Consider the following 12,527-nt stretch of genomic DNA (forward strand, 5'->3'; position numbering starts at 1 on the left):
GAAAACAACGTCAGATCAGGAAGTAGAACGACCGCAACAAGCGCCACTGCCGCGCGAGCGGCTTAGTCCCAGTCCGCACACCCGACCTTCGACACTTCTTGCTCGACAGTCATTTCAACGGTTCAAAATCCGGTAACCGCTGTTATGTGATGCAGCTACATTGTCGTGATGCTGTCTAATCATTTCGCTAAGCCGCGCAGATGCTGACCGTGGGGGGCATATCGACATGGTTTCTATGCGCTTAATGTTGGCAACATCCGCAATACATTTGAGCAAAGCACCAAACTCACCATATATGCCGCCCATGGGGCGGTCGGCATATGCGCGGCGGGCTTGAAAGCCCTTGATTCCGCGTGTTGTCGTTGTTGCGTTACCGCCCTCTAATCCGAGGATCGAGTGCATCCCGCAGACCATCGCCCAAGTAATTCACCGACAAAACCGTCAATGAAATCGCAATACCGGGCAAAACAACGCGCTCAGGGTATTCGGTCATGCGCGGCACGCTATCGGCCAGCATCTTGCCCCATGTGGGGAAGTCGGACGGGAAGCCTACACCGAGGAAGGACAAAGCGCTTTCGGTAATGATCGCGGTCGCCAGACCCAAGGTTGCAGAAACCATAATGGGGGACATGATATTGGGCAGCAAATGCCGTGTGATGATCTTGTAGGGCGTCGTGCCGATAGAGCGGGCGGCGAGGATGAATTCGCGCTCTTTCAGGGCCAATATCTCGCCCCGCACGATGCGGGCTGTTTGCATCCAGCTTGTGATGCCGATGATGCCGACGATGAGCACGAACATACCGCCCTCTGGGCCATAGGCCGCGCGGAGAGGTTGGCGGAAGAGGGTAACTGCGACCAGCAAAAGGGGCAGCAAAGGCAAGGACAGCACGAGGTCCGTGAAGCGCATCAGCACACCGTCGAGGCGTTTGAAGTAGCCGGAGAGGACGCCGATGAGCGTTCCAAGAACCAGCGCAAGGATCATCGCGGCCCAGCCAACGGCCAAGGACGTGCGCCCCCCTTTGATCATATTGGCGAGCCCATCACGCCCTAGATTGTCGGTGCCAAGCGGGCGGTTCCACGAGACCTTCGCATCACCATCCCAGAGCCAAGTGTAGATCGGGCGAATGTCTTTATTGCGGATGTCGAGTTTTTGCGGATCGATCTGCCAGATCAGCGGGCCAAGGATCACAAATAGCGTGATAAAGATTAAGAAGCCGCCGCCAAACAGAGCCCCTTTGTGCTTGCGGAACTGGTCCCAAACGTCTTTCCACTGGCTGCGTGGGGGCTTTTGCGGCTCTTTGTCTTGTAGGGCCGCAATCGGATCTATCTGGGCGATATCAGTCATAGCGGATCCTCGGATCAAGTACGCCGTAGAGAATATCGGCAATCAGGTTAAACAGCACGATCAGGATCGCAAAGATGAAGGTGAGCGTCAGAACCATGGGTATATCATTGGCGAACAAAGCGGTGAGCAATAGTTGCCCGATGCCGTTCACCTTGAACACGTTCTCTGTGATGATCGCGCCGCCAAAGATCGCGGGCACGCCGAGCGCGATGACGGTGACCACTGGGATCATTGAGTTTCTGAGCACATGCACCATGACGACGACGGCTTCTGAGAGGCCTTTGGCGCGGGCCGTGCGCACATAATCTTGGTTCAGGTTCTCGAGCATGGACGCGCGCATGTAGCGGCTGATCTGCGCGGTGGTTTGCAAGGCGAGCACCATAACCGGCATGATCATCTGCATGAACTGCACTTTGAAGCTGGCCCAATCGGTGACCACATGGGTGGTGTCATAGATCGAAGGGAGCCAACCAAGCTGCACAGAGAAAAGCACAATGAGCAGGGGGCCCGTGAAGAACGGCGGGATTGAAAAGCCGATCATCGAAACAAACGTACCGGTCTGATCAAAGACAGAGTACTGACGATACGCGGAATAGATGCCAATCGGCAAGGCGATCAAAACACCAACAATATAGGCCATCGCAACAACCCAAAGTGTCTGTGGCATACGCTGGATTACGATGTCCATCACCGGGCTGCGGGTCTGCCAAGAGATGACGCGCTGCACGCCTTCTGTGTAGGTTGTACCCCACATCCAATCCCAAAACACCATCGGTTCGATGATGAAGAACTGATAGAGCCATTTGAAGAAACGGATATGCGATGGCTGACCAAGGCCAAGCGCTTCGCGCATTTTTTCTTTCACTTCGGGGGGGACTGTCAGGGGAACCTGCGCCATGGGATCGCCGGGCGCGAGTTCCATAAGCATAAAGATCACGAGCGCAATGAACAAAAGCGTCGGAATAGACAGAAGCAGACGTCGTATCGTGAAAGTCAGCATGGGCGTCCAGACTTGAAGTTCAGGTGTGTTAGCGACTGTGCCTCGATAGGCAGAACGGCAAACAAACCAAGTTGGTGAAAGAATGCGCCCCGCCAGCAAATAACCGGCAGGGCGCAAGACCGTTAGGTCGATTTAGTCAACACGGTGCCAGTCTGCGATATTCCACAGCTCTGAGTCCCAAACGTTCAGGACAACACCACCAAGTGAATTGGCATGTGCAGAAACACGTGCACGGTTCACCAGTGGGATGATCGTGTTTGTGTCTTTCGTTACCATGTCGTTCATTTTACGCGCGATTTCGCCACGCTTGTCGATGTCGCCTGTGCGGCCAAGCTCGTCGATCAACTCGTCATATGCTGGATCGCAGAAACGGTTGATGTTCTCACCCTGCCACTGGCTGGATGGCTTAGGCTCGTTACCACAACGGTACGCTGCAAGGTACTGCTGCGGGTCTGTGCCGTTGAAGGTGTTGGCATACATTTCCACGTCCGCGTAGAACTTCTGGAACGTGTCGGGCGACCCTGGGTCACCGCCGAAGAAGACAGACGCGTCAAGATTGCGCAGCTCTGTTTCAACACCGATCTGGCTCCACCAGTCTTTGATCAACGCTTGGAAGTCCTGACGAACAGCGTTTGTAGATGTCTGGTACAGAAGGGAAAGCTTCATGCCGTCCTTTTCACGTACGCCGTCACCGTCGCTGTCAACCCAGCCAGCACCTTCGAGCAACGCTTTCGCTTTGTCGAGATCCTGTGTCAGGCAGGATGTGTTGTCAGATGCATAGATCGCTGGTGCAGGCACGAGGTTACAAGTCGGTGTACCTGCCTTGCCGTAGCCAACTTCTGTCAGCAATGCACGGTCGATAGAGATCGACAGAGCTTCACGAACAGCCGCATCGCTGAGGATCGGGTGTGGTTCTGCAACAGTTGAACGTGTCTCTGCTGGCAGATCTGGGCTAGGGTTCGTCATGTTCATCTCAAGACGCTCAACCAACGGGCCGAAACCTGCGATTGCTTTACCTTTGCCGGCTTCTTCCATCTTTGCGATGACGTCTGGTGCCAACTGAAGGTTCCAAGCGTAATCGAATTCGCCTGTCTCAAGAACAGAACGACCCGCGCCGTTTGCGTCGCCGCCACCTTTGAAGTTCACTTTCGCGAACGCAGGCTTAGCTGGGTCACGGTAGTTCGGGTTTGCAGACATCTGGATCACGTCGTTTGGACGGAAATCGTCAACGACGAAGGGGCCTGTGCCGATCGGCTTGAAGTTCGCGTCTGTGCACTCGGGTGCTTTGGCACCAAGGCAATCAGCAAACTGTGCTGCCTGAATGATTGGGGACTGACCACCAACAAACGGACCATATGGATTTGGCTTTGCCTCAGCGAATGACACTTTGACTGTAAGGTCATCAATCGCTTCAACGTTCTCAACACCGTCAAAGAATGCCAACTGCGCACAGCCGCCTTCTGGGTGCATACAGTATTCAGCCGTAAATTTTACGTCTGCGGATGTCACAGGCGTGCCGTCCGACCAAAGCAAACCCGCTTTGAGTTTCCATGTGATCGACTTGAGATCTTCAGAAACGCCGCCGTTTGCGACTGTTGGGACTTCCTCTGCGAGGAAAGGCACCATTGCACCGGTTTCATTGTAGCGCGCGAGCGGCTCGATCACGAGCGACGCTGATTCGACATCCTTGGTACCGCCCGAAAGGAACGGGTTCAGGATGGAAGGCGCTTGCCAATAGATGATGTTGACAGTGCCGTCTGATCCGCGCTCAGCCATAGCCATAGGGGCCATCACAAAGCTCGCAGCCGCACCCAACATGAGTGTACGAAGCATCATAAAAAGTTCTCCTTGTTGAATGAAATCAACGCCCTAACGGCACGATCCCATAGTCTTTTATAGTCAGCTTGCCGCTGACCTCTTCTCAACAGTCGAAGGATACAAATTGTCGCCGCTAGATCTGGATTACCCAAACAACGACACACAAACATCCCCCAACCACTACCCCTATCGAAACATAAGCTGAGGAAAATGCAAGCGTCTTCACGGCGAAAATTCTGAGGAAATTCAAAAAGCTGCTTTGTTGTGCACAACGCCGAGGAAAGGTTTTGACATCGCGTGTGATCTGCACTTAGCCTGATTCAATTCATCGTATGGGGAAGACAGAATGCTCGATCAACCAATCGCCCAAATCGAAAACCTGCGGGTCGAATTTCAGACCAAAGATGGTCCTGTGGTTGGGGTTGAGGATGTTTCTTTCTCGATCAATTCGGGTGAAACGGTTTGTGTCGTGGGCGAATCTGGCTCTGGTAAATCCGTGTCGTCGCTCTCTTTGATGCGGCTCGTGGAATATGGCGGTGGTGAAATCGCAGGCGGTCGCCTCATTTTTGATCGTAAAAATGACGGCCCTATGGATTTGCGCGAAGCCGGCCCTGATTTAATGCGCACGATTCGTGGCAACGAGATCGGCATGATTTTCCAAGAGCCGATGACAGCGTTGAACCCTGTTTTCACAATCGGACGTCAGTTGACTGAAGGCTTGCGCGTTCACAAAGGGCTAAGCAAAGCCGAAGCGCAAGAGCGCGCGCTAGAGCTAATGCGCCAAGTGCGTATTCCCGAGCCTGAGAAGCGCTTGGATCAATATCCACATGAGTTATCCGGTGGCATGCGCCAGCGTGTGGTCATCGCGATTGCATTGGCGTGCGAGCCACGTTTGTTGATCGCGGATGAGCCAACGACGGCTTTGGACGTGACGATCCAAGCTGAGATTTTGGCGCTGATGGATCGTCTCAAGCGCGAAACAGGCACCGCTGTTATGTTCATCACCCATGATATGGCCGTGGTCGCACAGATGGCGGATCGCGTCGTAGTGATGTTCCGCGGTAATAAGGTGGAAGAGGGCACAGTCGAGGAAATCTTCGAGAACCCGCAACATCCTTATACGAAAGCGTTGCTGGCGGCGGTTCCGAAACTTGGCGAGATGCGCGGTAAATCAGCGCCAGAGCCGATGAAACTGCTCGGCACGGATCAAGGCGAGATCAAGCCGATCCCCGGCACCAATGAGCCATTGCTTGCAGTCACTGGCCTGACGACGCGCTTTCCTGTCACGGGCGGTTTGCTGCGCCGTGTGGTTGCGAATGTGCACGCCGCCGAGGATATTTCGTTCACGATTAACAAAGGTCAAACCTTGTCGCTGGTAGGGGAGTCCGGTTGTGGCAAGTCTACTGTGGGTCGCTCTTTGTTACGTCTGGTAGAGCCGATGAGTGGTCAGATCACGCTCGATGGCAAAGAGATCATGGACATGAACCAATCCGAGCTGCGCGCGAGCCGTTTGGACATGCAGATGATTTTCCAAGACCCGTTTGCATCGCTCAATCCACAAATGCAGTTGATTGACCAAGTCGCGGAACCCATGCGCAATTATGGCACCGCGTCGGGAAAGGCGCTGACGGACCGTGTCGAGATGCTGTTTGATCGCGTTGAGCTCCCGCGCTCTTTCTTGCGCCGATTTCCACATGAGTTATCGGGCGGCCAACGCCAGCGCGTGGCAATTGCGCGGGCTTTGGCGCTGAACCCGAAGTTGATTGTTGCGGATGAGGCCGTCTCGGCCTTGGACGTGTCCGTGCAAGCGCAGGTGGTGAACCTGATGATGGAACTGCAAGCGGAATTGGGTCTGAGCTATCTGTTTATCAGCCACGACATGGCTGTGGTGGAACGCGTAAGCCATTATGTTGGCGTGATGTATCTGGGCCGTATTGTTGAAATGGGTCCGCGCGCGGCGGTGTTCGAGAACCCGCAGCACGCTTATACGCAGGCATTGATGAAGGCGGTTCCGATTGCCGATCCGCGCAAGCGCAAGGATGAACGCGATTTGAACTTCAAACCGATCCCGTCGCCGATGCATCCTGTTGGCTATGACCCTGAGCCGTCGAAATACTCAGAGGTGACGCCAGAGCATTTTGTTTTGTTGACGGATAGCGGATACTAAAATGCACCTTAAGCAGATCACACCTTTTGTGCCCTGCACGTCGCTCCAAAAGCAGATTGGCTTTTACCGAGATATTCTGGGCTTCGCGGTTGGGGGGCAAGCTTCGAACTATGCATTCTTGCGGCGCGATGATGTGGCGATCCGGCTTGTGGAAGTGTATGCATCCGTTGATCTGCACGCAGCAGAACGTGAGAGTTCATTTTACGTTGATGTAGTTGGCCTTGATGCACTCTATGCGACGCTTAAGCCAGCGCTTGATACGCTTGCGCAAGGCCGTGTTCGCGCGCCCTTTAATCAAGACTACGGGCAACGAGAATTCCATGTCACCGATGAAGACTGCACGCTGATCTTTTTTGGTGAAGCTTTAACAAACTGAGAGCCTTATGACCAAAACGCTGACGCCCTTTGAGTTGATGACCAAGCTCATCAGCTTCCCCACGGTCTCACGAGACAGCAATCTGCCTCTGATTAACTGGGTCGAAGAATACCTCAATTCCCACGGGATCACCTGCCATCGCTTTTACGACGACACCGAAGGGCGCATCGTCGAAAAGGCCGCACTCTTCGCCCATGTCGGTCCAGAACAGGACGGCGCAATCGTGCTCTCTGGTCACACGGATGTTGTGCCGATTGACGGCCAGCCTTGGGACACCGACCCGTGGACGGTCACTGAAAAAGAAGGCAAATACTACGGGCGCGGCACCTGTGACATGAAAGGCTTTGACGCGTTGGCGATCTGGGCCTTGGTTGAAGCGCATAAGCGCGGAGTGAAGCGGCCACTGCAAATCGCACTTAGTTTTGACGAGGAAATCGGCTGCATAGGCGCGCCGCCTATGATCAACCGTATGCTCGAAGTGCTGCCCAAAGCCTCTGCCGTGATCGTCGGCGAACCCAGCATGATGCAAGCGGTGACGGGTCACAAAGGCGGGCGCGGATATATGACCCATGTGAAGGGCTTTGAGGTGCATTCGTCGCTTATCCACACGGGCGTCAACGCGATCATGTATGGGGCCAAGCTGATTGAGTGGGCCAATGAGGTGAACGCGCAGAACATGGCGGCGGAACCGTCAGAGGTGGCGCTGCAATTTGATCCGCCGTTCACCACTGCCCATGTGGGCATCATCGAGGGCGGCACAGCCCATAACATCACCGCAAAAGATTGCCACTTCGGCGTCGATTTCCGCGTTGTTCCCGGCGAAAACCCACTGGACTACCGCGATCGCTATTTCGAGAAAGTGCGTGAAGTCGAAGCGTTGATGCAAGCCGTTGTACCCGAGACGTCAATCGCGTTGAAAGAGCGTTTCAACGTGCCGCCTTTGGTGCCCGAAGAGAACGGCGAAGCAGAAACACTCGTGCGCCAGATCACAGGTGACAACGCGTCCCACAAGGTCAGCTACGGCACCGAAGCAGGGCAATTTCAAGAGCGTGGATACTCCGCTGTCATTTGCGGCCCCGGTGACATTGCGCAGGCGCACCAACCAAATGAATATTGCACCGTTGCACAATTCAACGCGGGGCATGACTTCATGGAGAAGCTGCTTGAGCGCTTGATGTAATGGCCTTTCCGATCAACGATCAAAGCCCTGTTGAGCATAGTGCCGCGCTTCCGGCTGAGACCGATGCAGTCGTGATCGGCGGTGGCATTATCGGCGTTATGACCGCTTGGGAATTGGCGAAGGCGGGGCTTAAGACCGTACTCTTGGAAAAGGGGCGCGTCGCGGGGGAGCAATCTTCAAGAAATTGGGGCTGGATCCGCGCGCAAGGGCGCGACAAAGCGGAAATCCCGATCATGCTTGAAGCGCAAGCCATGTGGGGCGAACTCGACGCGCATGTGGGCGGTGTCGGTTTGGCGACGACTGGCACGTTGTTTATGGCCGCCAAGGACGAGGATATGGCAGGCTATCAAGACTGGCTCGATCTTGCGGCCCCCTATCAACTCAGTTCCCGCCTTTTGAGCGCGCATGAGTTGGCAGACCACATTCCACAAGCCAACGCGCGTTGGGCAGGGGCGCTTTATACGCCGAATGATCTGCGCGCGGAACCTTGGATTGCTGTCCCTGCCTTGGCGCGCGCAGCTGTGGATGCGGGTGTCACCATCATCGAAAATTGTGCGGTGCGGATGCTCGACATTGAGGCTGGTAAAGTCACTGGCGTTATCACCGAAATGGGCCGCATCAAAGCGCGCCAAGTGGCGCTTGCGGGTGGCTCGTGGTCCTCGCTTTTGCTGCGCCGTCATGGCGTTTCGATCCCGCAACTCTCTGTGCGTGCGACAGTGGCTGCGACGGACGTGCTGCCCGAAGTTGTCTCTGACAGCGGCGTCGATGATCGTATCGCGTGGCGTCGCCGCGCGGATGGGGGCTATTCGCTGGCCCCATCCGGTTTTCACGAGTTGTTCGTTGGTCCTGATGCCTTTCGCGCCGCGATGGGTTTTTTGCCGCAACTGATCCAAGATCCGCTCGGCACGCGCTATTTACCCGCCGCACCAAAGGGCTTTCCTGATGCATGGAGCACCAAACGCCGCTGGAGTGCGACGGAGCAAAGCCCGTTTGAGCAAATGCGCATCCTTAACCCTGCACCGAACGCGCGCAAAGTCACCAAACTCGCGCGCGATTTCGAAGACACGTTTCCGACCGTCGGCACGGTGAAGATAAAAGAGGCGTGGGGCGGCATGATCGACGTGATGCCTGATGTTGTGCCTGTGGTAGATACCTGCGCTGCACTGCCTGGCTTGACGATTTGCACAGGTATGTGTGGCCACGGCTTTGGCATCGGTCCCGCATTTGGACGTATCACAGCGAAACTTATGCAGGGCAAAGCGACAGGCCATGACCTCAGTCGTTTCCGCCTAAGCCGCTTTTCTGATGGTTCCAAACTAGAGTTGGGTCCAAACCTATAGCCCTTGCCCATCGCGCAGAGATAGGACAGGCTGCGCCTAAAGCTGGGGAGAAAACACATGCCAATTCACAACCGTTTCGCTGATTTACATCCCGAAATTACAGAGTGGCGCCGTCATTTACACACGATCCCCGAACTGGGCTTTGATCTGCCAAAAACGGCCGCTTATGTAGAGGAGCGCCTGCGCGAGATTGGCGTAGATAAGCTTGAGACGGGTGTTGCGCAGACAGGCATGGTGGCTGTGATCAAAGGCAAGACCGACACATCTGGTCGCGTGATTGCCCTGCGCGCGGATATGGATGCTCTGCCGATTCACGAGACGGCGAATGTCGATTACAAATCGACCCATGACGGAAAAATGCATGCTTGTGGCCATGACGGTCACACTGCCATGTTGCTTGGCGCTGCGAAATATCTGGCGGAGACGCGTAATTTTGATGGCACGGCTGTGCTGTTTTTCCAACCTGCGGAAGAGGGCGGGGGCGGCGGCAAAGTCATGGTCGATGACGGCGTAATGGATCGCTACAACGTCGACGAAGTCTACGGGCTGCACAATATGCCCGGTGGTCCTGCTGGCGCATTTGCTATTCGTTCCGGCGGCTTGCTCGCGGCGGCCGATGAGGTGGTGATCAAGATCACAGGCAAAGGCGGCCACGGCGCGGTTCCTCATGAGGCGATTGATCCCAACATTGCAGCGGCCCATATTCTGCTGGCCTTGCAAAGCATTACCAGCCGCAATGTAGACCCTCTGAAAAGCGCGGTTCTGTCGATTTGCACCATGAGCAATGACAGCGCTGCCTTTAACGTGATCCCGCAGACAGTTCAGCTTGGCGGCACTGTGCGTACGCTCGACCCTGAAGTGCGTGATTTGGTCGAGAAACGTTTCAAAAAGATCGTCGCTGCGACTGCCGACGCTTATGATTGCGCGGTCGAGGTTCACTATGAGCGCGGCTACCCCGTCACAGTAAACGCAGAGGCCAACACCGCCTTCGCCGCCGATGTCGCGCGCAAAGTTGCGGGTGAAAACGCGGTGGATGACAACACAGCACCCATCATGGCGGGCGAGGATTTCTCATATATGCTTGAAGCGCGCCCAGGTGCTTATATCTTCCTCGGTAACGGGGAAGGCGGCGCAATGGTTCACCACCCTGAATATGTCTTTAACGATGATGCGATCCCTGCGGGCTGTTCTTGGCTTGCGGGAATGGTCGAAACCCGAATGCCTGCTGCTTAAAGGAGCCTAACTGATGCCTATCAAAAACCGTCTCGCCGAAATGCTGCCCGAAATTACAGAGTGGCGCCGTGATCTGCACGAGCACCCTGAGATCCTGTTTGAGACGCACCGCACGTCTGCGATCGTTGAAGAAAAGCTCGCCGCTTTCGGTTGCGATGAGGTCGTCGGCAAGATTGGCCGCACAGGCGTCGTTGGTGTGATCAAAGGCAAGTCCAACACCTCTGGCAAAGTCATTGGCTTGCGCGCTGACATGGATGCGCTGCCGATCCACGAAGAAACGGGACTAGAGTATGCCTCTAAAACGCCTGAAGCGATGCACGCGTGTGGTCACGATGGCCACACTGCGATGTTGCTCGGCGCTGCGAAATATCTCGCGGAAACGCGCAATTTTGACGGCACAGTTGTTGTGATCTTCCAACCTGCTGAAGAGGGCGGCGGCGGTGGTCGCGAAATGTGCGAAGACGGCATGATGGATCGCTTTGGCATTCAGGAGGTCTACGGCATGCATAATTGGCCCGGTCTGCCGGTTGGTGAATTCGGCATCCGCTCAGGTGCTTTCTTCGCTGCGGCTGATTTGTTCACGATCGAACTCGAAGGGCGGGGCGGTCACGCGGCAAAGCCAAGTGAGACGATTGATACTACAGTGATGGCGAGCCAATTGGTGCTGTCTTTGCAAACCATTGCGTCGCGCAACCTTGATCCGGTCGAGCAATTGGTGGTCTCTGTCACGTCCTTCGAGACGTCCTCTAAGGCGCATAATGTGATCCCTCAAAAGGTCTACATGAAGGGTACCGTGCGCACGCTTAGTCCTGCAGTTCGCGATATGGCGGAACAGCGGATGGGCGAGATTTGCGCAGGCGTCGCGGCCACCTACGGCGGCACGATAAATCTAGATTACCAGCGCAATTACCCTGTGATGGTGAATTCCGAAGAGCAAACGGCCTTCGCCGCTTCCGTCGCTGAATCCGTTACAGGAAAACCCACCCGAGAAGAGCCACAAGTGATGGGGGGCGAGGATTTCGCCTTCATGCTTGAGGAACGCCCGGGCGCTTATATTGTCGTCGGGAATGGCGATTCCGCGGATGTGCATCACCCAAAATACAATTTCAACGATGAAGCCAGCCCTTTCGGCGCAAGCTGGTGGGCAGAAATCGTTGAACAACGCATGCCAGCCGCTTAAAGCGGCGGCTTTTCATATTGCTGCGCCTGCGTTAGAGCGTGCGCAGCAATCAAGAAGGACGACCACCATGATCACCGCATGCTGTATCAAATGGGGCAAACCCTTTGGCCCGGAATACGCGAACCGCCTCTATTCCGGCGTGCGCCGCAATACGACAGGTGATCTGCGTTTCGTCTGCGTGACCGAGCACCCTGAGGGGCTGCACCCAGATATCGAAGTTGTACCGCTCGAGTTCGAGACGTTCGATGATGAGATGACCAAAGCGCATACAGAAAACGGCTGGTCCAACGAGATGCGCAAGATCACTTTGTTCAAGCCCGGCTTGATCCCGAACCACTCAGGTCGCCTCATGGGGTTTGATCTGGATGTGGTGATCACAGGCGATTTGATGCCGATCTGGAACCACGCGCCGGGCAAAGTCTCTATGCGCCACGATTGGATCGAAAAGCGCAAAGGCAAGGGCACTGGCCACGGCTCCGTCTTCCTGTTTGACCCTGATCAGCACGACTATCTCTATGGCGATATGGCCAAAGACCCGCGTGGCCGCGTCATTGAATCGCGTGGCAACGAGCAGCGATACACCTGGAGCCGCGCGCTGGCGAATGGGGATTTTGAGTATCTTCCCGAAGATATGATTGTCTCTTTCAAGCATGGCTGTTTGCCCATGTGGCCCTTGAACTATTTCAAAGAGCCTGTGTTGCCTGAGGGGGCCAGCGTTGTCTGTACGCATGGCCGTCCCAAAACGGCAGAGGCTGTGACTGGATATCCGGGTTTTCTGCACCGCCATTCCCGTCCTTGCTCTTGGATGAAAGATCATTGGATTGACCGTGCAAAGGCTGATTTGGGCGACGCGTTCGCCTAAACCTCCTTTGCAAAGGAGGTTGCTTA

The 12,527-nt window shown here is 55.3% G+C and carries 10 protein-coding genes; 7 read left to right on the plus strand and 3 right to left on the minus strand.

What is annotated here, in order from left to right; genetic code table 11:
• Nucleotides 1–370: 370 nt before the first annotated feature.
• From PFRI_RS07435 to PFRI_RS07445, 3 genes are all read right to left on the minus strand, one after another.
• Nucleotides 371–1,345 (minus strand): ABC transporter permease, encoded by a 975-nt coding sequence (locus PFRI_RS07435; RefSeq protein ID WP_072630075.1) that lies wholly within the window; start codon nt 1,343–1,345, stop codon nt 371–373.
• On the minus strand, nt 1,338–2,345 hold the full coding sequence (locus PFRI_RS07440; RefSeq protein ID WP_072630117.1) for an ABC transporter permease: 1,008 nt from the start codon (nt 2,343–2,345) through the stop codon (nt 1,338–1,340). The genes PFRI_RS07435 and PFRI_RS07440 overlap by 8 nt, the downstream gene beginning before the upstream one ends.
• Before the next feature lie 132 nt (nt 2,346–2,477).
• The gene (locus tag PFRI_RS07445; RefSeq protein ID WP_072630076.1) at nt 2,478–4,181 is read right to left on the minus strand and encodes a peptide ABC transporter substrate-binding protein; all 1,704 of its coding nucleotides are present in this window, start codon (nt 4,179–4,181) and stop codon (nt 2,478–2,480) included.
• A gap of 328 nt (nt 4,182–4,509) precedes the next feature.
• On the opposite strand from PFRI_RS07445, the gene PFRI_RS07450 reads away from it, so the two are divergent.
• The 7 genes from PFRI_RS07450 to PFRI_RS07480 all read left to right on the plus strand — a co-directional run bounded on the left by PFRI_RS07450 (nt 4,510) and on the right by PFRI_RS07480 (nt 12,501).
• On the plus strand, nt 4,510–6,330 hold the full coding sequence (locus PFRI_RS07450; protein ID WP_072630077.1) for an ABC transporter ATP-binding protein: 1,821 nt from the start codon (nt 4,510–4,512) through the stop codon (nt 6,328–6,330).
• Nucleotide 6,331: 1 nt separating this feature from the next.
• On the plus strand, nt 6,332–6,706 hold the full coding sequence (locus tag PFRI_RS07455) for a bleomycin resistance protein (RefSeq protein WP_072630078.1): 375 nt from the start codon (nt 6,332–6,334) through the stop codon (nt 6,704–6,706).
• Between the two features lie 7 nt (nt 6,707–6,713).
• Complete coding sequence (argE, locus tag PFRI_RS07460; RefSeq protein ID WP_072630079.1) at nt 6,714–7,886, plus strand: acetylornithine deacetylase; 1,173 nt, start codon at nt 6,714–6,716, stop codon at nt 7,884–7,886.
• On the plus strand, nt 7,886–9,226 hold the full coding sequence (locus PFRI_RS07465; RefSeq protein ID WP_072630080.1) for an NAD(P)/FAD-dependent oxidoreductase: 1,341 nt from the start codon (nt 7,886–7,888) through the stop codon (nt 9,224–9,226). The genes argE and PFRI_RS07465 overlap by 1 nt, the downstream gene beginning before the upstream one ends.
• Before the next feature lie 57 nt (nt 9,227–9,283).
• Nucleotides 9,284–10,459, plus strand: coding sequence for a M20 aminoacylase family protein (locus tag PFRI_RS07470; RefSeq protein WP_072630081.1), 1,176 nt, complete (start codon nt 9,284–9,286; stop codon nt 10,457–10,459).
• Between the two features lie 13 nt (nt 10,460–10,472).
• Complete coding sequence (locus tag PFRI_RS07475) at nt 10,473–11,639, plus strand: M20 aminoacylase family protein (protein WP_072630082.1); 1,167 nt, start codon at nt 10,473–10,475, stop codon at nt 11,637–11,639.
• A 67-nt stretch (nt 11,640–11,706) separates the two neighbouring features.
• The gene (locus PFRI_RS07480; protein ID WP_072630083.1) at nt 11,707–12,501 is read left to right on the plus strand and encodes a glycosyl transferase; all 795 of its coding nucleotides are present in this window, start codon (nt 11,707–11,709) and stop codon (nt 12,499–12,501) included.
• The last annotated feature ends 26 nt before the right edge of the window (nt 12,502–12,527 follow it).

Origin of the sequence: Planktotalea frisia, assembly GCF_001890925.1 — a bacterium.
Classification (GTDB): domain Bacteria; phylum Pseudomonadota; class Alphaproteobacteria; order Rhodobacterales; family Rhodobacteraceae; genus Planktotalea; species Planktotalea frisia.